Genomic DNA, 21,285 nt, shown 5'->3' with positions numbered 1-21,285 from the left:
CCTGGGCGATCACCGGGATGGCGAAAGCACTTTTTCTGAAGATCTATTTTTTGCAGACCGGTGCTGTTGGAAGGGATGCCTCTCGCGTCAACTGTTCAGTCTCGCCAAGCATTTCCGTACCAATATAGGCCCGTATAAGTAAGCCTTTTTCATTCGTTCGAACAACGCCCTTGTAGTACTTATTGTTGCGTGGATCGTATACCCAACCATCACGCCATGCCTCGCCGTCAAATGACTTGAGTTTGGCGATATGCACGCCGCACGACGTATCGGCTTTATCCGCAGTGGTCTCCCATACAAGGGTTCCACATATTGCGGACGGTGCATCAGGGCATGCTTTGAACTCGATGATTGCTTGTCCATCGGCGGAACGCCAAAGACCCGTGACGTCGGAAGCCGTGGCTGCAACCGCCGATTGGAGCGCTGCCAGGGAACACATCAAAAAGACCATTGATCGCATCATTTGCAAGACCTCAAGGCTCGTTAAAATAGGACGACGTTGACGTCGCTTAGTTACTCGAAGACATACGCTGCGTTCGCCAACTGTAGTAATGGTCGGTCAACGTTTCCTCGATGGGACGATAGACAATACCCAAGTCGCGGATGCTACGCGTGTTGTCGATGGCGAATCGAATGCCGACATGATTGCGAATGTACTGCTGGCTCAAGCCAAAGAAAGGGCCTATAAGCTTGACCAATACATGAGGAATCTGGTTGCGTGGCAGGACGATGGGACGGTGGTGGGTCTCCCGGAGGATGTGTGCAATCTCGAGAAGTGAAATCATTTTTTTCTCAGCCAATATATATCGACCACTGGCATTTTCATTGGTCGCCGCATTGATGTGGGCCGCCGCAACTTCTCGGACGTCCACGCTACCAAGACTGAGATCTGGAACGCCATAAAAGAAATATCCCCTTAGCATTTCGTCAAGAAGGAAAAGGCTGCCGGACTCCGAGTTTGGTGTAAGCGAGGGGCCAAGGACCATGCCTGGATTGATGACAACCATGGACCAATGGCTTTGCGCGCCATGAATTTTCCACGCCTCTTGTTCGGCAAGCACTTTCGAGTAGTGGTACGGATTATTTTCTACGGAGCTGGACGTGTTGAAGTATTTCTCCGATAAAGTTTGGTTCGTCATTTTCATCACGTCGATGTAATCACCAAAAATTGCACCAATAGTGGACGTGAGAACGACGCGACGGATGCTGGTAGTGCGGTTGACGGTTTGAAGAACGTTGCGGGTACCGAGCAAAGCCGGGTCAATCAACTGCCTTTGGCCATCGGTGATTTTTTCTGGTAATAGAAACGGTGACGCGACATGGTGTAGCACGGCACAATCTTTTAATGCAGCATCGAACGATCCATGTTTCAGCAGGTCCGCTTCGAACAACTTAAGCATTCCTGGATAGCGTTGTTGCAGGATCTGAAGTGGTTTGACTTTTCCAGTACTAAATAGATTTCGAACAGTGGTATTGACGTGAAATCCGCGCGATAAAAGTTGCTGGATAAGGTGACAAGCAATAAATCCACTACCACCGGTGACGGCAACGCGCTGAGGATAGTCAGACATATTTTAGTTCCGTTTTATTCTCGTGATTTTCTTATCGACAAGCGCATCTACGGTATTCGCGACCAAACGTGGTCGAGAGACTGACGAGTCACACACGTACAGACGCAATACTCGTCGGCTGCAGTCGACCGCCAACTAACGTGGCCGACCATGTCTCATGGACTGTTACTCGGCGGTAAGGCTTGCCATGTATTTCTCGAATAGGGGCGCTAGCGGATAGGCTGGAGGAATTGCGTCGAGATGCTGCATCTTCGCCAACACTTCAAATGCCTCGTCGGTCGACGCGAGCGTCTTGGTGATGTCCTGTGGCGTATGGGCAGTTGATAAAAACATGTTGTGATAAGGATGCAAATAGACGCCACGTTTGATGCATTCCGTTACCCACGCATACCCTTTGCTAAAATCGGCATCGTCCTCGAATAGGATCTGAGGCATTTGCACGGGGCCTGTCTGCTTGAGAATAAATCCATGTGACAGAGCTTGTTCATGGAGGCCGGTTCGCAACGCTTGTCCGGCCGCGATGATCCGTTCCAAGTAATCGGTGTCGCGAATGATTTTGAGCGTGGCCACCGCCGCGGCCATCGGTGCAGCGGCGAACCAGAAAGAGCCCGTCACGAATATTCGTGACGCGGCAGCGCGTACATGCTCCCGCCCTAGAACAGCGGAAATGGGGTGACCATTGGCGATGCATTTTCCCCAACAGCTCAGGTCCGGCTCTACGCCCACAGTTGACCAGCTGCAGTCGCGGGCCAGCCGGAATCCAGCCCGTACATCGTCGATGACAAGTAGCGCGCCGTTTTCATCACACAGGCGGCGGGCGGCTTTTGCATATTCGGCGTCCGGCTCTTCCTGATCACGAAACGTGTCATGACGGAATGGCGCGGCGAAAACCGCGGCAATCTTGCCGTCGTGCGCTTTGAAGGCGTCAGTCAGGCTTTCCGGATCGTTATAATCGTAGTACACGATACTGGCGCGATCCTGTGGGAGGGTGCCAGTACTGAACAATGGCGGCACACACCACGGCGCAGCGCCGTGATAAGCGTCGCGGGCGGCGAGAATAATCTCTCGTCCTGTATGTGCACGCGCCATGACCATCGCCATGGTGGTGGCATCGGTGCCATTCTTACAGAACATCGCCCATGCAGCATGAGAGACCATTGAAACAAACGTCTCCGCCGCCTCGATCATCACGGCGCTTGGTCCGGTGAGCACATCTCCCTCCACAAGTTGTGCCTGGACGGCCGACTCTACTGTTGCATGACCGTAGCCGAGCAGGTTCGGACCGTAACCGCACATGTAATCGATATACTCATGCCCGTCATAATCCCAGATATGACACCCTTTGCCCTGGCGGATGTACTGCGGATATTCTTTGGGCAGCAGCGCCGTATGCATGTGGCCATACATGCCCCCGGGAATCACTGCTTGTGCACGCTCGCGTAGATCGAGATCTTGCTTTTGGGACCAATTCATAAGCTTCACCTGATATGTTCGTAATAAAGTTTCGCTACGTAGCAAGCAATCTAAAACCGATATTTATCGGTTTTAGATTGCTTGGCATTATCTGTGCCTGGCATTTTTGGAACAAAAGCGGCGCGACCTTCGTCAAATAGGGCTAAAAAGACGCCCAGATCGAGGCATTTGTATGTTTAAAAAAGATTTTTTGGTGCGGCCGCACTTGATCGGTGCGATTTGCCCTGTTTTGGGGCCGATGATGTTCCCTGGTCTTGTCTAAAGGGAAGGTCTGCGTCTAAGCGCTTCGCCGCCAGGCTCGGGTAGTGAGGCGCCAGCCGGTCAAAAGCAAGGTGATTGCAAGTACGCCAAAAATCAGGCTGATTTGCGTGGCAGGCCGTGCGTCGTCGCCGACGATTACGAAGGACGCTATCAACGGCCCAAACGCACTGCCTAACAATTGCGCGGCCGGAACCATGGTGGCAACATTTCCCGTAGGATCCGCTTTAAAGCAAAGCTCAATCTGGAAAGGAAATGAAAATACCCAGACAAAACCTAAAAGCATCGCTAGAAGCATGAATCGCGTCGACTCGCCATAGCCGAGTGCCTGTATCCCGAGTGCAACGCCCGTAAGCAGCATGCAACTCAACGTCAAACCAGGTAATGGGCTTATGCGGTTGACCGCAAGCGCTCCTAGTCCGCCACCAAATAGCTGCGCGACCAGTACCAGTGAGACCATCGTCTGGCTAGCCTGGGCATTGAGTCCAATGGCTTGGCCCAAAGGATCGAAGTAGGCCCACAGTGCGCCTATGGTCGCCTGTTCGAGGAAAACCACCGCCAGCGGGAATGCATTACCGAGCGTCCAGCTTCGACGTGCGGCATCGTTGCCAGTTCGCCGCAGCGGTTCGAGGCCGGCAGGCTGGGACAGCGCCAGAAAGGCAGCAAATGTTGACAAAATGGCCAATGAATAAAAGCCACCGGCCCAGCCTGCCCGTGGGAGGGCAAAATTTGCCAGCAGCATGGCGACGCCAGCTTGGGCAAGTGTCTGGACAACCATGAAAACGCCGGCAATGCGAGACGGTGCGGTAGTACGAACAATGATGCAAGTGCTCGTCCAGAGAAGGATTCCTTCGGCCAACCCCGCAAGCGCGCGGGCCCCAATTAATCCCATCGCGCTTGTGGCCAATGGCGTCGCGACATCGGCAACCGCGCAAAGCATCGCGGAGAGAATAGCGATAAAGCGAAAATGTCGTAGAGGCAGAACACCTCCTATCGTAGCGCCAATCCCCAAGGTAATTATCTCTCCCATGGCCATTACGCCGACGTCATCGAGCATGAGACGGTGGGCGTCCACGAGCGCACCGAGAAGAATGGGCTGCACCCCCACGATAAGAACAGCGATACTCCCCAAGAGTAACGAGCAGATCAGTTGCCCGGGAGTTGGCGCAATGCGATGTTGGTTTGACATGCGAGCATCCTTTTTGGTGCTGTCGTGCTGAATTGTGGCCGATTCAAAAAAACAAATCGATATTTAACGGGTTAGTGGGCAAGTTGCCACGCGATGATGGAAGGCGGCAGGCCACGTAACCCGATTTCAGAATCGATACGTTGCCGAAACAACAAGTGTTGGCCTATAAGTGCGTTTGGTCGAATCGCCGTCCTGCACGAGATATAGCTCTCGCGTTCTTACGATCGCACCGGTCCAGGCTGCCTGCCACTCAATTCCCCAACGAACATGTGAAACCCCGATGCTGTAGTCAAAGCTGTCCGCCTCTGGAAAGTTGGCAACCTTCTGGTAGCCACCGTGCACGGTGATCGTGGTATCGCTGCGTATCGGATATTTGTAGTCGAGATCGAATAACCAGGTGCCGCGTGACCCGTGATCGCCTCGTGCATAGCATTCCAGCGCCTTTGTCGGATCCGACGAGTACTGGAGCATTGCACCACACACGCCACCGGTATCGGCTCCGCGGTATGTCCGCGAAATCACGTTGATGATTCGGCCTTGGAGGTTGCCATACCCAATCTCAAGTACCGCGTAGTCGGTGTTATAGTTGGTGGTGCGTTGGTCGCCAGGCGTCCCGGTGTCCAAATCAATTGAGTGCGGCGCGGAAAATTGGGCGCCGGGAAATACCTCTGCGGCAAGCCCAATCCCGAAGTGCCATTTTTCCGGGTTGCCAGTACGCCACCCCACTGCGAAAAGCATGCCTACCCCGTCGCCCCCTGTCATGACTTTTTTGCTGACATTATTGATCTCTGCAAGCGCGATCAACCCGCTTTGGTGAGCTACGTCAATTTCAAGCCGTGCACCCGGCCCACTCAAGGAGTCGGATGTGCCTCGTGTGCGAATATCTGATAGAAGGCTGATTTTCCGATCAATTGAGTAGGATGCTATCTCGACGTTATCATCCGCATAAGCACTCGTACCTGTGATCAGGATTATTACAATAAGTAGTACGAATCGTAGATATTGTGTGTCCATGAAGTTTACCTGTATTTTCGTTCTATTAAGAACTAGGCCATGAAAGGGTTAAAAGTAATATCTTTGCAATCGATCTTGTTGCACCACGAGACATTTGCACACGATAAACGCCTGGACATGAAGATCCGGGACGCCTTCATTCCTAGACTTTCCACATGTCATTCCAAAGATGACATATGCATTTTTTATTACTTGCTAAGCGTAAGTAAAGATCCAGTCAGAAGATATAGGACGCTTTTCTTAACCTTATTGCTTCGTATGGGCAATGTGTGCCATCAAATCCCCAAAAGAAAAGACGTAGATCGGCTCATTTTTTCAAGGTATGAACCCATTTTTTTCGTTGACTACATGCTGCAGGTGACCGGCGAAATAATCGGTAGGGTGCCGATTGGTAAGTACTTCTCAATCGCGAAATTAAATTAGTAATGCTACTCATAGAATAGAATTTCATGTTTATGCACGACTCGTAAACAACTTTTCTTCCGCTGCGCCTCTATTCAGACATAAATAGCCGTGTCGTTATGTGGATCGCTAGAAACAGCACATGCACGATCGGTGACGCACTGATTTGACGAGCGTGCTTATCGAATCAGAAAACCTACCTCACTTCTCCCTCCGACTACAGGTGTGCTTCATGAGCGCCACTCCCATTCGATCCAAGCACGTGTAGCGTAGCGTGTTGAAAATTTAAAGTCGATAAATATCGTTTATTGACATAAAAGCAAATGCTGTGCCATATGAGATGCTTGTGTGGCAGGCTTTCCAAGCGACACTTTCGCGCGCACTTGCACCATCTTGAATCCCGCGATGACGTCTTTGGTGCGATGGCGCCCCACTTGAGAACGTTCCGTGCGGAGTCAGACAACACCTTTGCCGAATGGCCGACGCCTGACTCGCCTTTCAGGGGCCTCGAATTCAGCCGCGCTATTACATACGATGCTGGTCGATGGGATAAGTAAACACCGTCTGCGCAATCACCGGGCAACAAACGTGCACACCATCCCTGAACCCAAAGAGACAACCTACGCTGCCAGGGCGGAACCTAGTCTTTTTTAAACATGATATTTATCGAGTAATTTTGTTTCTACGGGAACTTATGCCATACTTTGCGGGCCGCCATCTCGCGCGATTTTCAAGCCGTGGCATCCACCAATTCATCGCAACCAAATGCGTTCTACTTCGACCAGCACAAAAAAAGACGCGAATGCCCCAAAGCGACCGCAACAAGGGCGAAGCGTTGCGCGTTATAACGCATTGCTTGATGCGGCGCATGTCTTGCTCTTTGAGCAAGATCTCAACGCCATCGGGCTCTATGACATCGCTGAAAAAGCAGGCGTGCCACCAGCATCGGCGTATCATTTTTTTCCTACGCCCGTGGCGGTATTTCTTGCGCTGGCCGAGCGTTATCATCAGTCTTTCAGGGAAATAACGCTCGATCTAGAAATACCCGAGGATCGTCGGTGGCAGACGTTGCTGCGTCAGCGCCTCCTCGGAGCGGCCGCGGTATATAACGCAAATCCTCCAATGCAAAAGCTATTTCTTGGTACGCACGCGACCCGGGAATTAGTGCTCGCCGAAGCCGGGTTCAATGAGCAGATAGCAGAGGAAATGGAAGCCGCCTATGACCGATACTTCCACATGCCCGTCATCCGTAATGCGCAACGGAAGTGGCATCTGATGCTGACCCTGGTCGATGCAGTCTGGAGCTTGTCGTACACAAAGCATCGCACGATCACTGACGAATATGCGGAAGAAAGTGTTTTGATCGCGGTGTCCTACTGCCGCACTTTTCTTCCAGAGAATATCGAGTTCAAAGAGGGGTAATTTCGTAGGTGGGCCAACCACGGAAGATCGCGTTCCACACAACGCGTTTTTCTAACCGCCGGACAAACAATTTCAGATGCGCTTATCGGCGTCGTCTGGTTGCAGGTATTTTCGAGGCTTGGAGAAGGGGCAATGCATTTCGATGAAAAGGTCGTGCTGATTGTAGGCGCGTCGTCGGGGATAGGAAGAATATTGGCTTTGAGGCTTGCCTCAGAAGGCGCGCGTGTGGTTATTACGGCGCGACGCAAAGACCGACTGGACAAAGTCGCCGATGACATTGTGCGAATCGGAGGACATTGCGTAGCATATGCGGCCGATGCGGAAAGTCCCCACGCAGCAGAGCACGTTGTGAATACTTGCCTCCAGTTACATGGGAGGATCGATATATTGATACTCAATGCGGGGGGCGCACCAGCCATCGATATGCGCGCAATGCGTGCGCACCAAGTCAATGCTTACATGCGCTCAAATTACGACGTTGCAGTCAACTACCTTTTTCCCGTGCTTCAGCAGATGCGCCACCAAACCAAGGGCATGGTGGTGCAAACCAATTCGCTCGCCGGTTTTCTTGGCGTTCCCTTGCAAGGGCCTTACTCCGCGGCAAAAGGCGCACTTCGCTTATTGATCGACGCTTGTCGCGTCGAGTTTGGACATCTGGGAATCAAATTCGTTTCCGTCTATCCCGGGTTTATCGCGACAGAGGCAACAATAGGGGATGGCATGCCGGCCCCGCTGGAGATGTCCGAAGACAAAGCGGTCGATCATATCTTGGCGGCAATGCGCCGGCAACGTGCAGACACGATGTTTCCATGGCAAATGGGACTTCTTGTTCGACTATCGCTCGCGCTTCCGAAAGCAATTGTCACCCGCATCCTTCGCCGGGATGTTCCGCCTGTGCCGTTTGGTACGCGGCATACCGACATTTCATGAACAAGGCGATCCGTGTTTCAATGCCGGCAAGGCATCGCTAGTCACGTCATTATCCACTTAAAGCCGATCGGGACTTTAGGTGTCGATATGTCGCCGATCGCTCAGCCGTTGCCCGGCGGCGTCGAATACCGCCATGATACGAAGGTCACCAAACCAAATCAGTAAGGCTGGTAGGCATATGGGCGCCCCATCGGCTCAGGTGGATAATACCCGCCGCCTTGCCAGTAGCCCATCGGCGGCGCCCACATACGTCGCGGTGGACGTTGGACTACGACGTAGCGCGGTTCAGGCTGAACGTATACTGGCGGAGGAGGGGCGTAGCTTTCGACGGCATACTCCTGCGGCTCCGCGTAAGACGGCTGCTGCGTATAAACGTTCTGTTGCGCGATATATTGCATTGGCGCTGGCGCCAACCGTTGTTGCGGCTGTTGGTACTGTACGACCTCCTGTTCAGCCGGCACCGTTGGTGCCGTTGGGCGTTCAGCATAGACATAGCGATGACTGACAAGCGGCGGCTTGACGGCGACGCTTTGCATATCAGGAGGAAGCGGCGGTACGCTACCAGCCTGTTGTTTCGCCGCCGCTTCCTTCCGCCCCGCGATCAATCCATTCCGGTAAGCTCTTGCCACATCGCTCATCCGGTGTTCGGGATCTTCCTGAGCACCGTCTGCATTGACCAGATATTCACCAGGTGACAGCGTGCGTGCTACGGCAGGACTGCTGTGATCGTAATCCTCGACTGGCCCATCGGCGTAAGCCACGGACGCAATGCCTCCAAGAAGCACGAACATCGTATTAATGCAGCGCTTATTCATTATTTATTCCTTCGAACAAGAATTGCAGCCGTAAATACGGCGCTAAGCAACATGAAAAAGGACGGCGATGTGCTTTCGCCTTCCCAAAACGGCCGACTAAGCGAATCCACCCGCGAAAACAAGTGGGATGCTTCGTGAAAACAGAACGTTAGAAAAAGAGGATGTAAAGGGATTGCTGTAGTCGAATGGCAAGAGGACGCCTTAATGTAACTTTCAACGACCTAAATGTAACTGTCAAGAATTCTCGATATACGTTGGGTGGATGTCGTTTTTTATACATCTGCGTAATTGCCACAGTGGTCGTTTCACATGCCAGTCATTAAGCCACGCCCGCATCCTACTTAAAACGATTAAACGAAAGTATGGAATTTTCAGTAAGGGGAAACGTGTAATTTTGGCACTATTTAGACCGCTCGGCATAAGCGCTCTTCGATTTCACGCTATTTCGAAAAAAATAGAATCCACTGCTTTTCAATGTGATGTTTTACCAGCTTGGGGAGTAGTGATAGCGTTGGCCGGATTCAACTCGCCTAGGCGGCAACATTGCGCTCCACGTCGACGAAAGAAAGCCGCGCTTCGTCCAGACTATGCCTTGAGTGGTGCCCGGCTTTGCTCGTTATTAAGATGAACAAACTTGGTCAGCAAGCGCATCAGATCAAAGGCCTCTTCTTCGCGCAAGCCTTGAAACAGGTTGTCGCGCAGATCGTGCAGCAACGGCGTCAAGCGTTCGAGCAAGGCCTCACCTTTCGCCGTCAGCGCAAGGCTGCGCTGACGGCGTGGCAATATTTGCCGGACGATCCACCCCTTGCTTTCAAGGCGCGCCGCTATATCAGCCGTCGTCGATGTGTCAAGGGCGGTCTTCTGTGCCAGCGTCACCTGATCAAGTCCCGGATGCTCTGCCAGCATGCGCAGTACCGCGTACTGTACTGGCGTGATGTCGCGCCCGAGCTTTTCATAAAACATCGCGACGGCGATCTGATTTGCGCGCCGGATCAAATGACCGGGTTCTTCATACAGTTGCATCGGCGAACGCGGCGCATTGCGAACATTTCGTTCATTCATGGCAAGGTAAGCAGATAATTATTCGCTGAGCCGCTTGTACGGCAACGCGATTGTTTTTAGGGAAAACCCGCATGCCACTCGCGTTGCCGAGTACCTCCGCACTCAGTACACTGATTCACATTCAGTGTACCGAATGTGACGATTGCTGTGTACGGTTCGTATTGCTCGAATCGAACCGCATCTATATCAGGAGGAGAGCAGAGCCATGTTTCTTAAAAATGCGTGGTACGTCGCATGCACACCAGACGAGCTCGATGGCAAGCCTCTGGGACGGCGGATCTGCGGCGAGCAGATGGTGTTTTACCGTGACGCGGCTGGCGAGGTAGTTGTCCTTGAGGATTTCTGTCCGCATCGCGGCGCGCCGCTGTCGCTTGGATTCGTCCGCGATGGCAAGCTAGTCTGCGGCTATCATGGCCTGGAGATGGGCTGCGATGGCAAGGTGGCGTCAATGCCGGGGCAACGGGTCGCGGGCTTTCCGGCAGTAAAGCGCTATGCGGCGCTCGAACGAGACGGTTTTGTCTGGGTGTGGCCAGGCGAGGCCTCGCGGGCAGATCCTACGAAGCGGTGTTCACTGCCCTGGGCGACAGACCCGGGCTGGGCATATGGCGGTGGGCTATATCATATCGGCTGCGACTACCGGCTGATGATCGACAACCTGATGGACTTGACGCACGAAACCTATGTGCATGCCGGCAGCATAGGCCAGAAGGAAATCGACGAGGCACCGCCGAAGACCACCAGTCACGGCGATGAAGTGGTGACGAGCCGCTTCATGCGTAACATCGCGGCACCGCCTTTCTGGCAAATGGCGCTACGCGGCAACGGCCTCGCCGACGACGTGCCGGTCGATCGCTGGCAGATCTGCCGCTTCACGCCACCGAGTCACGTCATGATCGAGGTGGGTGTTGCGCATGCGGGACATGGCGGCTACGAAGCGCCCACGGAGCGCAAGGCGTCGTCCATCGTTGTCGATTTCATCACACCCGAAACGGAAACGTCGATCTGGTATTTTTGGGGCATGGCGCGTAGCTTCCGGCCAGACGACGTCGATCTGACGGCGCAGATTCGCGAAGGACAAGCAAAAATCTTTGCCGAAGATTTGGAAATACTTGAGCGACAGCAGCAGAACCTTCTGGCCTGGCCAGAGCGTGCGCTACTGAAGCTCAACATCGATGCCGGCGGCGTACTGTCTCGCAAGGTGATCGACCGTTTGCTGGCGGAGGAGAGGTCTCAACAATTCGGACACGCCCCGGTGCCAATCGTATCGTCAAAGGAGGCTTCGTGAATGACACTATGCTGACGGTCGAAGTGGTGCGTAAATGGGACGAGGCTCACGGAATCTGCTGTTTCGAGCTGCGACGCCCGGATCGCACGCCTCTGCCGAACTTCGACGCAGGCGCGCACATCGACGTGCACCTACCGGATGGGCTTATTCGCCAGTACTCCCTTTGTAGTAATCCGGCATGTAACGACCGCTACGAAATCGCGGTATTGCGCGATGCAAACGGTCGAGGCGGATCAGTAACGATGCATGATCAGGTGCAACAGGGCCATCTGATCCGGATTAGCGCGCCGCGTAATCATTTTCCTGTCGAGGCAGGGGCAGCCCGGCATCATCTGTTGATCGCCGGGGGAATCGGCGTGACGCCGATCCTAGCCATGGCCGAATATCTTGCAAGCCAGGGCGCATCGTTTGACATGCACTACTGCACGCGTTCGCGTGAGCTAACGGCGTTCAAAGAGCGGCTGACAGCCGCCGCGTTTCGCGAGCGAGTACAGTATCATTTCGACGATGCAGGCGCGCCACAAGCTCTCGATGTCGGCGCCGTAATCGCGGCGGCCCCCCCAGACACGCATCTCTATGTCTGCGGCCCGCGCGGCTTCATGGAGGCTGTGCTGGCCGAAGCACAATCACAAGGCTGGGCTGATCATCGGTTGCATCGAGAATTTTTCTCGGGGGCGGATGCCAAAGCGCATTCGCATGAAGAGACCACGTTTCACGTGCGCATTGCGAGCAATGGCATGTTGGTAGAGGTGCCTCCTGGATGCTCGGTCGTCGAGTCACTCGCGAGACAAGGCGTGGACGTGGTGACATCGTGTGAGCAGGGCGTGTGTGGCACGTGCATGACACGTGTCTTGGAAGGTCAGCCCGATCACCGGGACAGCTACCTGACCGACGAAGAAAAAGCGGCTGGGGACTACTTCCTGCCATGCTGCTCGCGCGCTCGTTCGCCAGTGCTCGTATTGGATCTCTAGCAACCGAAGAAACGATCGGCGCGGTGCCTCGTTCCCTAAGGCGCAACGATGTTATCTGTAAAAGCAATGTCACGCGGTTAAGAAGCCCAAGGGTTTACAAGAAATAATAAATCTTCCGATCGAGGATGCGCATCTCGTAATGGGCACCGACGGCATTCGGCGAAGGCACGTTGCTTTGCGTGAGTTGGCTGATTAATGGCGTACGCAAGCGAAAAACGCGCTAGCCATTTCTTAAAAAATTTGCCAACAACACTTCAGCAAGTTCCTTTTCGTCCGTTAAGTTTCCAAAGAAGTCGTTTGGAGATAAACATGCACCTATTAAATACTCGTACCCTGGCGTCAAAATTGCTGCTCGGATATGTGTTTTCTTGCCTGATTCTTTGTGCCTTGGCAGCGTTATCGCTTCGACAAACGCAAACTATGAATGTCACAGCGTTGGCGATGAGCGAGAAATGGCTGCCGAGTATTCAGATACTGGGTGAACTGGCAGCCTCGGCAAATGACGTTCGACGCGCTGGTTTGCGTTCGGTTCTCGAGGAGGACCCGGCGCGTAAGCGTGATGCGATAAAAAAGGTTTCCGCAAAAGTCGAGCAATACGCCGTTGTCTGGCAACGTTACCTTGCCCTGATCGCTTCACGGGAAGAGAAGGCCGTCGCGGATAATATAGAGCGCGAATGGGTGAAATATCTGGAGGTCAATAAGGCGATGATCGCTGCTGCGGAAGCAGGAGAAGCCCGATTTGGCGAAGCAAGGAAAATTGCTGGGCAAATGTCAGTGGACGTCTTCGCCCAAGTGTCCAAGGCAATTGAACGTGATATTGCCATCAAGCGCATGGGAGGAACGGAATCCGCACGCCAAGCGCATGACGCTTACCGGACTACGATCATCTACACTTTTATTGCTTTAGCGTTTGGTGTCCCTGCGACATTTATCATGGCGTGGTATCTCATTCGTGCCATCACCCGGCCGATTGCTGACGCATGTTCCGTTGCTGAACGCGTTGCACAAGGTGATTTGACTACGGCGATTCCGGTGACTGGGCACGATGAAACGGCAACGCTCATGCGGTCCCTTAATAGAATGAATAGTGCATTACGCGATATCGTACACAAAGTGCGTGATACCAGTGAAAGCATTGCAACTGGCGCATCGGAGATTTCTTCAGGCAACACCGACCTTAGTCAAAGGACCGAACAACAAGCAGCATCGTTGGGGAAAACTGCGTCCAACATGGATCAACTCACCGCAACGGTAAAGCACAATACGGAAGGCGCGGAACAAGGAAACAAGCTGGCGCATACGGCATCGGAACAGGCGAAGCAGGGAGGACAGGTTGTGGAAGAGGTGGTCATCACGATGGAGGGCATTGCGGAGAGTTCAAAAAAGATCTCGGAAATCATCACGGTAATCGAGAGTATCGCTTTCCAGACGAACATTCTCGCGCTAAACGCGGCGGTGGAAGCGGCAAGAGCAGGAGAACAAGGACGCGGATTCGCCGTGGTTGCCGGCGAAGTACGAACCTTGGCCACGCGTAGTGCGGACGCCGCCAAGGAAATCAAATCACTGATTATTGAGTCCATGAGGCGTGTGGATGCCGGTTCCACGTTGGTCTCGCACGCTGGCGCATCGATCAGTCTTGTCGTCCGATCAGTGCAACAAGTCGCCGACATCATGGGCGAGATTACGACAGCGTCTCAGAAACAGCTTCACGGCATCGAGCAAATCAACGAGGCCATAGCGCAGATGGATGGCGCAACGCAGCAAAACGCTGCGTTGGTCGAGGAGGCTGCCGCTGCCGCGCAATCGATGGCCACGCAGTCTGCTTCAATGGCTAATCTTGTGCAGGTTTTTCGGATTGTTGAATAAACATATCCGGATCAAGCGCCGCTTTGCATCGAACTGACGGGTGAGACGCGTCATGCTATCAGCAACGGCAAAGTCCAACCGCAGCAAATCCAGTCATCCTCTTGGATCGGACCGCAGCCTGCCCAACTGTCCCTAGCACGAGGTCGATCGGGTCACGGTTGGGGCATACTACAGGGTCATCGCCCGGTCAGTACCCGTAACGGTACTGTCAGATTTACCCAGGCGCTGTTACCTTTCGATGCATTGGCTGCATAAATACCTTGCTGGTAATTGAAATTGATTTTAAAGGCCCCCGCGTCGTAGACAATCGACGGGCCCAAGGCAAGGGTACGCGTTCGATATCCGTTGGCAGCAACGATGACACCGTTTATCCGATCATCGGTAAACTGGTTTAGATATGCGCCAACGACCCCAACCTCCCATTTATTGAAATGCCAACCCGCTTGGAACTCGCCGATATATGCGGTTCCCGATCGGTAGCCGGTGTCCCCGTTTTTCTGGTTGAACATCAGATGATTCGAGACACCAACATCAAAGCCGTTGGGAACGTCGTATCGTATTGATAATACTGGCTGGATTGAGCTGTATCCTACCGAGACACTTGGTTTCGAAGCACTGTAGGAGCCCGTTGCGAATACGAAATCAAACCCCGGAGAAATCGCAAGATATGACCAGTTCCATTTCAAGATTACTGGCGAAAGGGTAATGTTAGATAAGCCGTTCTGTGTCATCCTATTCCCAGCGACGTTTGTGTGAAGTGACACGACCGGCAAGACCAACTGGGAGTAGACATTTGCTCCTAGAAACGTCACCGGATAGGCAAACAGCAGGCGAGTCGTTGCCGAAAAACTGGAAGAATGGAATCTGATCGGCAACTTCTTGCCGTCGTTTCCATAAAGTCCGTTGGAGAATGCGTAATTGAATTGTTGTAACGCGAAAAGACCTGATACAGGAGGCATTGATGCAATGTTATTGCCGGCCGCGCCGGCGGGATAAGATGAAACGCCTCCCTCTAGTGCTAAAGTCAAAGGTGAAAATATGGCCGTGGTCACCGAACAGACTGTGATCGCCACTTTCTTCACGATGTTCATTCTTGTCTCCAATAATATTTTTACTTTTTATATTCTTGAATCGATATGCATGAACGGTGTTCGATAGGTCAGAAAACGTTGTCTCCCGTCGTGTTTTTTACCGTCATCCAACGTAGATCCGTGAAGGCGTCGATGCCTGCCTGCCCTCCGAAGTGACCCCAACCAGAGTCGTTTATACCGCCAAACGGTACTTGCGCCTCGTCTTGAACGGTTGGGCCGTTAATGTGGCAAATGCCAGTTCGAAGCCGGCGAGCGACCCGCAAGGCGCGGGCAACGTCACGGCTGAAGACGGCCGAAGACAATCCCATCTTAGTATCGTTCGCGCATGCGATCGCCGCTTTCTCACTGTTAACACGTACGATGGCCTTGACGGGTCCAAACGTTTCCTCATGAAAGATTCTCATAGCTGGCGTGACGCGGTCGAGTAACGTGGCTTGCATGAGGGTCGTCTCAGACATGCCGCCGCATACCAACTTCGCGCCGTTATCAAGTGCATCACTAATAAGTTCGTTGCATCGGTACACGGTAGCATTGTCCACGACTGAACCAAGTACGACGGTCTCGTGACGTGGATCACCTATCGGTAACGTGGAAACGCGATCGCGAAGTTTTGCTATGAACGATTCCGCGATCGACTCATCCACGATAATGCGCTCGGTGGACATGCATACTTGGCCTGAATTTGCAAAAGCACCGAAGGCGATTGCTTCCACGGCGTTGTCCAAGTCGGCATCGTCCAGTATTAACGCAGGCGCTTTTCCACCCAGTTCGAGAACGCTTGGCTTGAGATATCGCGCACAGATTTGCGCTACAAGACGGCCCACGTGGGTCGACCCCGTGAAATTCACCCGGCGAACCGCCGGATCCGCCACCATCTTTTCCACGATCGCACCAGCATCCGATGGTGCATTCGTTAGAAAGTTCACGACACCGGCAGGAAACCCGGCCTGATGTAATGCCTGAACGATTAGGCTATGCGTTGCTGGGCACAGTTCGCTTCCTTTTAGGACTACCGTATTGCCGCATGCAAGCGGTGTGGCTAGCGCTCGTACGCCAAGTATCACGGGAGCATTCCACGGCGCGATGCCCAGAACGACACCTGCTGGCTGGCGTATTGCCATGGAGAGGCAACCATGCGTATCAGACGGGATAACTTGTCCATCAATTCGGGTAACGAGTGCCGCCGCCTCACGCATTATTTCAGCAGCGAGTTCCACGTTGAACGAAGCCCACTGATTCGAGGCCCCTGTCTCGGCGGCCATTGCCGCCGTAAAATCTGATGTATATGATTTCAACACATCCGCAGCGGTGAGCAGCAACATACGCCTCTCACGTACGCCTAGTGCTGCCCATGCGGGAAATGCCGAGGAGGCGGCCTGTACCGCGGCTGTCGCATCCTCCAGCGTGGCTGCCGGGGCCAACGAGGCTAGCTCACCATCTAACGGGTTGCGACGCTCGAAAGTAGCACCGTTGCTTGCCCCTCTATTTTGGCCACTAACGAACATCTGAACAATCGATCTCATATTCTGTCTGTGTTATACATCTATGAAGTAAATGTTTTTCCAAGTTCATTGACGGAAAGCAATCCATATCTGCCGTTTTCGGAGTTTTCTCAAGGCTCAAGCGTGATGCTGCGCCTAAGAAGCACCCAGCGCTTCATGGAGTGAGAAATGCGTAGGGTTGCGTTTTACCAGCCAAGCGCCGAAGCGCTAACCCAAAGTCCGTGAAATCCTTCATGCACCCGACAGGGGAACCTTATGGTTGCAACCGGGCCGGCACCGAGTCGCAACGCATCCAGGATTACCAAATCAGTGCGATTGTCGGCACGCCGGCCCACCATGCTGAGCAGCCAGCCGTCTCCCTCCACGGCGTCCGGGCTACGAGGTACGAAATGCGGTTCTTCAGGTGATGCGTCCGGGCCGGCATACCAAAAATCAAGTTTTCCAACCTCGTTATCCAAGTACCCTAGACAGGTGAATGGCGGCCCTTTGGGCCCCCACGGCAGCATGGGGCCCAGAGCCGGGTTGCTTGTTCCAAACCAATAGTGGCGTGTTTTTCGCATAGCGTAACGCGGATCAACCACCGGCATTTCACCAATGTGCTGGATAAAACGTGTTGTCTCGAAGTGATCTCCCGGAAGTCCAAGTTCCAGCGTCCAGCGCTCGCCGAACGGTGGCTTCTCTTCAGCGGCGGGATCGTACAGGTCAGGGAACTGACTAAGCCAGCCCGACTCCGTGATGAAGTGTTCAAGATGCAGGCGAACACCATGCGGGCCATCTTCTTCCCACGCATTAAAAGTATGCGTCTGGAAAACCCGTCTTGAACTTTTGAACCATCGGATAGCGCTGACCCCTTCTTTACGTGGGATCACCGCTACGAACGTGCTTTTTGTATTGTCCCAATGCCAGTAAGGTTCTCCACGCTTGATTCTCTCGAGTTCACTGGTCATCGGGCAGATCACAAACGCGATGTAATTACGCGATACGAGTACATCGTGAACCATAGAACAATATGGCGCTTGAAACCGCTCGGTGCGTGCGAGTATCCCGTCGGGATCGATTGTATAGACTTCGATCCAGTTATCCGGAACGCCTTCGGTGTTGTATCCAAAAGCAATGCATTCGCCTGTTTGCGGATCGACCTTAGGATGTGCCGTAAAGGTTCGACTCTTTAACGCACCGTTAAAGTCCCGCTCGCCCAATGTATCCAGGGTGTTCGGATCAAGCTCATATGGCCGCCCGGACTCTTTGAGCGCATACAGCTTACCGTGATGCCACAAGATAGAGGTGTTCGCCGTATTGTTATCACGGCCGAAAACTTTCGGATCATCGGTGTAAGGATTGCGATAAGCGCCGAAAAGGGCGCGCCTTGCCAGTCTTTCAAGCCGAAATTTTTCAGTTCGAACAAAACGGGTTTTCAGATCCGCATGTCCATTTTCAAATCGGACGCAATGCACCATGCCGTCTCCGTTCAGAAAAATATCCTTGCCTAGAAGAGGTGGATAACAATGGTCCGCACTGTTGCGGAAAAAGGCGCCGTTTAGCGCTGTTGGGATCTGCCCAATTACTTCTAAATCATAGACATCGGCTTCTATGCGAACAGGCGCCGCGTAGCCCTGAAACACGACGTCGTCGGGGAAACGGATGGGGTTTGTTTTCTGCGAATCCATGATGCACTTTCCTTAGTCGTATCAGGTAATAGTCGTGTGATAAGAAGATTCCGCGCTAATACAAAAGCACGTCGCTGGTTGGTGTTTGCCAGCAGGTATTCAAACTTGCACGCGTACCAGCTGCGCAGTTTTGTTGCGAATGTTATGGCGGACGAGAACCATCAGCACGATCGCCACGAACGAAAGTAGACAAGCTGCCATCCCAAGGCCGGTATATCCGATCGCTTGAACGATAACTCCGCCGAATGCTGGTCCGATACAAGCTCCTGCCATTGTCATTGCTGGCGTCGCTGCCGCGGTTCGTCCAGTTGTATCGAGACGGGTGATGAGGCCGAAGAGAAACGTGTGGGTGAAAATTAGCACCGGCACGAAGATCACGGACGCAACCGCGTAGGGCCAGAAGCTGGTACTCTGCGACAAGATGACAGCGAGCGTGGCTTGCGCTAGCGGTCCGATCATGCCGACTGCTAGCGGGTTGATGCGCCGCTGCAAAGCGGCCGCCAGGAATCCCGGTAGCAAGTTGGCGAATCCTAGTGAAACCAGTACAAGGTGCACTTGTTGCGCGGTGAAGCCTTTAGAGATGCCGACCCTCTCCATGAAGCTAAACACCATGGCCTGCGTCAACGTGATGCATATCACTACCCCGACTAGCAACCAGACTGCTGGTGGTATACGCTCTAACCGCAATTGCTTCGCATCGTCGTCCCTAGGGAGTACCGTTGGGAATGCCAAAAGAACTGCGGTTGCCGCGCAGGCCATCATTATTGCGAAGACCGTGAAAAGGACAGGGGAACCACCGCTTGCAACCCACTTTGAAACAATACCCAAGAACAGCAATGCGGACAAACCAAGCATCACATTGACGATGCCAAAAAGTCGATGAGGATTCGCACTTCGTCCGATGCTCCCATCCGTGAGGGAAAGGGCCGTGCCTACCCCAAATCCAGCGAAAATATGGAAGGCGGCAATCATTGCGAAACTGTTCGACGCGATGGAGTAGTGGGCGGCGAGGGCAAAACTTGCGGCTGATATGCCAAACCCGCCGGCCGCTGCCCAGCGGCGGGGCAGTCGGTTGAACAGTGGCGCACATAAAATACTCGTGGTTAATGCGCCGAGAAGAAATAGCGTAACGACAAAACCCGCTTGAGCCGGCCTGAAATGGTTGTACTGCATCAGTGTGCCAACCCAGATAGGCAGCGCAACCATATCGATCATGCCTACGACATGCGCTATGGTTAAGGTGAATCGCCCGCCGAGGGTGTCCGGGGTAGTCATGCTTGTCTCCAATCACGTACAACGCTTGTTTTTAGTTCGATGTCCGCTACGACGGGACCCCGGACGCTTTATAAGAGTCATATTAGGGATGGCGGTCTATAATGGGAAACCAATCGTATTGGTCACTGGCATCGACAGCATCGATACCTCCGTTTGAGGTGCTGCCGCTAGGTTCTAACGTTTTTCTTTTTAGCTTTCTTGTCCTCAATGCGCTTGGATCGCTTCGACCTTAATCTTCTTATTGCGCTCGAAGCCTTACTCGAAGAGTGCAACGTCACGCATGCCGCCGCCCGCATGCATGTGGGACAATCGGCAGCCAGTGCTGCATTAGCAAGGCTCCGTGATTATTTCGACGATGAATTGCTTGTTCCCGTTGGTCGCGGACTGGTGCTAAGTCCATTAGGAAAAACCCTTCTTCAGCCAGTTCGAGACACGTTGAACGAGGCGAGGGTGACCCTTTCCTATCGCTCAAGTTTTGACCCAGCCCGTGCACGGTGCAGTTTCCGTATTGGCGCGTCAGATTATGTCACCACCGTGTTGTTGGCGGCACTGATGCAGGAACTCGCAAAAGAAGCGCCCGGCGTGACACTGGACATTCGAAATCCGCCACCCGGGTTGGAGGAGTCACTAGATAGGGCAATGATTGATTTGCTGTTCGTGCCTCAGCAATACGCCACTACGCTCCCCCATCCCCAACAAGTGGTGTTCGATGATGAGCATGTGTGCCTGCTATGGTCGGGGCACGCAATGGCCGAAAGTCAAATGGATATAAACGACTATCTTGGCCTCGGACATGTCGCCGTCCGGTTTGGGGATTCCCGGGCCGTGGCTTTTGAGGATTGGTTCAAACAGCATTACGGGCAGGAACGGCGTATTGAAGCAACTGTCGATAACTTCAGTACACTTGGGCATCTCATTGTTGGAACGCAACGCACAGCCACCATGTACGGCCGGCTGGCAGCACATTTCGCTCGATACTTGCCGGTTGTCGTGCGAGACGTGCCGCTCGGTATGCCAAGAATTGTCGAGACGCTCGTATGGCCACGCCATCTCGACCACGACCCCGCTCATGCATGGCTCAGAAAACGCATAATCGAATTTGCGCTCGCACTGCCGGTCATTGGCCAGGGGTAGATTAGTATCCTGCGCATAATGATCCGTGCTGCGGGTGTGTCTCGGCAAAAGCAATCATCTCGGTGAAGGCAAGGTAGACCACTGTGCAGAGCGGTGGCACATCTTTGACCTTATTGAACTACTGGGAAGAGACGTAAAATTTTCAAAACCAATGTGAATCTTATGCGAATTTTCTGGAAGATCCGACCTGAACATCTAGGGTGAAACGCAAAAGATTCATAAAAAATGATTGCACGTAATTCTCGTCAATACATCTTCCTTGACGTGCGAAAAACCTGTTTGACCTGCTCCCCGCGATTAGTACGCGAATGATGTAGAGTCCGTTCCAAATGTGACCGTACCCCGGAATTAGTCCCGG

General features: G+C 53.3%; 17 protein-coding genes. 6 read left to right on the top strand and 11 right to left on the bottom strand.

Translation table 11 applies throughout. From position 1 onward, the window contains the following. Positions 1 to 43: 43 nt before the first annotated feature. From WM40_RS12145 to WM40_RS12125, 5 genes are all read right to left on the bottom strand, one after another. Positions 44 to 463 (bottom strand): DUF2147 domain-containing protein, encoded by a 420-nt coding sequence (locus WM40_RS12145; RefSeq protein ID WP_024903136.1) that lies wholly within the window; start codon positions 461 to 463, stop codon positions 44 to 46. Positions 464 to 509: 46 nt separating this feature from the next. Then, positions 510 to 1,571, bottom strand: a complete 1,062-nt coding sequence (locus WM40_RS12140) for an NAD-dependent epimerase/dehydratase family protein (protein WP_046152988.1) — start codon at positions 1,569 to 1,571, stop codon at positions 510 to 512. A 165-nt stretch (positions 1,572 to 1,736) separates the two neighbouring features. Further along, positions 1,737 to 3,044: an aminotransferase class III-fold pyridoxal phosphate-dependent enzyme gene (locus tag WM40_RS12135; RefSeq protein WP_046152987.1), complete on the bottom strand. Its 1,308-nt coding sequence runs from the start codon at positions 3,042 to 3,044 to the stop codon at positions 1,737 to 1,739. 277 nt (positions 3,045 to 3,321) lie between these two features. Then, positions 3,322 to 4,491, bottom strand: coding sequence for an MFS transporter (locus tag WM40_RS12130; protein WP_046152986.1), 1,170 nt, complete (start codon positions 4,489 to 4,491; stop codon positions 3,322 to 3,324). Positions 4,492 to 4,617: 126 nt separating this feature from the next. Continuing rightward, entirely contained in the window at positions 4,618 to 5,505 is an 888-nt protein-coding gene (locus WM40_RS12125) for a TorF family putative porin (protein ID WP_024903132.1), read from the bottom strand. Between the two features lie 1,254 nt (positions 5,506 to 6,759). Between WM40_RS12125 and WM40_RS12115 the strand changes: the two genes are divergently transcribed. Beyond that, on the top strand, positions 6,760 to 7,329 hold the full coding sequence (locus WM40_RS12115; RefSeq protein ID WP_157684991.1) for a TetR/AcrR family transcriptional regulator: 570 nt from the start codon (positions 6,760 to 6,762) through the stop codon (positions 7,327 to 7,329). 132 nt (positions 7,330 to 7,461) lie between these two features. Continuing rightward, the gene (locus tag WM40_RS12110) at positions 7,462 to 8,259 is read left to right on the top strand and encodes an SDR family NAD(P)-dependent oxidoreductase (protein WP_024903130.1); all 798 of its coding nucleotides are present in this window, start codon (positions 7,462 to 7,464) and stop codon (positions 8,257 to 8,259) included. A gap of 158 nt (positions 8,260 to 8,417) precedes the next feature. On the opposite strand, the gene WM40_RS12105 is transcribed toward WM40_RS12110, so the two are convergent. Both WM40_RS12105 and WM40_RS12100 read right to left on the bottom strand, forming a co-directional pair. Further along, positions 8,418 to 9,074: a hypothetical protein gene (locus WM40_RS12105; RefSeq protein ID WP_024903129.1), complete on the bottom strand. Its 657-nt coding sequence runs from the start codon at positions 9,072 to 9,074 to the stop codon at positions 8,418 to 8,420. Positions 9,075 to 9,659: 585 nt separating this feature from the next. Continuing rightward, positions 9,660 to 10,136: a MarR family winged helix-turn-helix transcriptional regulator gene (locus tag WM40_RS12100; protein WP_024903128.1), complete on the bottom strand. Its 477-nt coding sequence runs from the start codon at positions 10,134 to 10,136 to the stop codon at positions 9,660 to 9,662. A 205-nt stretch (positions 10,137 to 10,341) separates the two neighbouring features. Here WM40_RS12100 and WM40_RS12095 point away from each other — a divergent pair, with 205 nt between their 5' ends. The 3 genes from WM40_RS12095 (at position 10,342) to WM40_RS32275 (ending at position 14,258) form a co-directional block, all read left to right on the top strand. After that, a complete protein-coding gene (locus WM40_RS12095) occupies positions 10,342 to 11,421 on the top strand; it encodes an aromatic ring-hydroxylating oxygenase subunit alpha (RefSeq protein WP_024903127.1) in 1,080 nt (359 codons plus the stop codon). Continuing rightward, a complete protein-coding gene (locus WM40_RS12090) occupies positions 11,418 to 12,392 on the top strand; it encodes a PDR/VanB family oxidoreductase (protein ID WP_024903126.1) in 975 nt (324 codons plus the stop codon). The genes WM40_RS12095 and WM40_RS12090 overlap by 4 nt, the downstream gene beginning before the upstream one ends. A gap of 195 nt (positions 12,393 to 12,587) precedes the next feature. Beyond that, positions 12,588 to 14,258, top strand: coding sequence for a methyl-accepting chemotaxis protein (locus tag WM40_RS32275; RefSeq protein WP_081764888.1), 1,671 nt, complete (start codon positions 12,588 to 12,590; stop codon positions 14,256 to 14,258). 176 nt (positions 14,259 to 14,434) lie between these two features. Here the strand turns inward: WM40_RS32275 and WM40_RS12080 are convergent, their stop codons facing one another. The 4 genes from WM40_RS12080 to WM40_RS12065 all read right to left on the bottom strand — a co-directional run bounded on the left by WM40_RS12080 (position 14,435) and on the right by WM40_RS12065 (position 19,793). Continuing rightward, positions 14,435 to 15,349, bottom strand: coding sequence for a SphA family protein (locus tag WM40_RS12080; RefSeq protein WP_024903125.1), 915 nt, complete (start codon positions 15,347 to 15,349; stop codon positions 14,435 to 14,437). Positions 15,350 to 15,417: 68 nt separating this feature from the next. Then, the gene (locus WM40_RS12075) at positions 15,418 to 16,872 is read right to left on the bottom strand and encodes an aldehyde dehydrogenase (RefSeq protein ID WP_046152984.1); all 1,455 of its coding nucleotides are present in this window, start codon (positions 16,870 to 16,872) and stop codon (positions 15,418 to 15,420) included. A gap of 164 nt (positions 16,873 to 17,036) precedes the next feature. Next, positions 17,037 to 18,518, bottom strand: a complete 1,482-nt coding sequence (locus tag WM40_RS12070; RefSeq protein WP_046152983.1) for a carotenoid oxygenase family protein — start codon at positions 18,516 to 18,518, stop codon at positions 17,037 to 17,039. Between the two features lie 99 nt (positions 18,519 to 18,617). Continuing rightward, complete coding sequence (locus WM40_RS12065; protein WP_024903122.1) at positions 18,618 to 19,793, bottom strand: MFS transporter; 1,176 nt, start codon at positions 19,791 to 19,793, stop codon at positions 18,618 to 18,620. A 213-nt stretch (positions 19,794 to 20,006) separates the two neighbouring features. On the opposite strand from WM40_RS12065, the gene WM40_RS12060 reads away from it, so the two are divergent. Beyond that, the gene (locus WM40_RS12060) at positions 20,007 to 20,927 is read left to right on the top strand and encodes a LysR substrate-binding domain-containing protein (protein ID WP_162199065.1); all 921 of its coding nucleotides are present in this window, start codon (positions 20,007 to 20,009) and stop codon (positions 20,925 to 20,927) included. Positions 20,928 to 21,285: the final 358 nt, after the last annotated feature.

The sequence above is a fragment of the Robbsia andropogonis genome, from assembly GCF_000970345.1.
GTDB classification, from domain to species: Bacteria; Pseudomonadota; Gammaproteobacteria; order Burkholderiales; family Burkholderiaceae; genus Robbsia; species Robbsia andropogonis.
This window is presented reverse-complemented; position numbering and strand designations above follow the sequence as displayed.

Excerpts from the sequence above, each read along its gene's own strand:
- WM40_RS12145 (WP_024903136.1), bottom strand. The coding sequence starts at position 463 with ATGATGCGATCAATGGTCTTTTTGATGTGTTCCCTGGCAGCGCTCCAA.
- WM40_RS12140 (WP_046152988.1), bottom strand. The coding sequence starts at position 1,571 with ATGTCTGACTATCCTCAGCGCGTTGCCGTCACCGGTGGTAGTGGATTT.
- WM40_RS12135 (WP_046152987.1), bottom strand. The coding sequence starts at position 3,044 with ATGAATTGGTCCCAAAAGCAAGATCTCGATCTACGCGAGCGTGCACAA.
- WM40_RS12130 (WP_046152986.1), bottom strand. The coding sequence starts at position 4,491 with ATGTCAAACCAACATCGCATTGCGCCAACTCCCGGGCAACTGATCTGC.
- WM40_RS12125 (WP_024903132.1), bottom strand. The coding sequence starts at position 5,505 with ATGGACACACAATATCTACGATTCGTACTACTTATTGTAATAATCCTG.
- WM40_RS12110 (WP_024903130.1), top strand. The coding sequence starts at position 7,462 with ATGCATTTCGATGAAAAGGTCGTGCTGATTGTAGGCGCGTCGTCGGGG.
- WM40_RS12105 (WP_024903129.1), bottom strand. The coding sequence starts at position 9,074 with ATGAATAAGCGCTGCATTAATACGATGTTCGTGCTTCTTGGAGGCATT.
- WM40_RS12100 (WP_024903128.1), bottom strand. The coding sequence starts at position 10,136 with ATGAATGAACGAAATGTTCGCAATGCGCCGCGTTCGCCGATGCAACTG.
- WM40_RS12095 (WP_024903127.1), top strand. The coding sequence starts at position 10,342 with ATGTTTCTTAAAAATGCGTGGTACGTCGCATGCACACCAGACGAGCTC.
- WM40_RS32275 (WP_081764888.1), top strand. The coding sequence starts at position 12,588 with ATGGCGTACGCAAGCGAAAAACGCGCTAGCCATTTCTTAAAAAATTTG.
- WM40_RS12080 (WP_024903125.1), bottom strand. The coding sequence starts at position 15,349 with ATGAACATCGTGAAGAAAGTGGCGATCACAGTCTGTTCGGTGACCACG.
- WM40_RS12075 (WP_046152984.1), bottom strand. The coding sequence starts at position 16,872 with ATGAGATCGATTGTTCAGATGTTCGTTAGTGGCCAAAATAGAGGGGCA.
- WM40_RS12070 (WP_046152983.1), bottom strand. The coding sequence starts at position 18,518 with ATGGATTCGCAGAAAACAAACCCCATCCGTTTCCCCGACGACGTCGTG.
- WM40_RS12065 (WP_024903122.1), bottom strand. The coding sequence starts at position 19,793 with ATGACTACCCCGGACACCCTCGGCGGGCGATTCACCTTAACCATAGCG.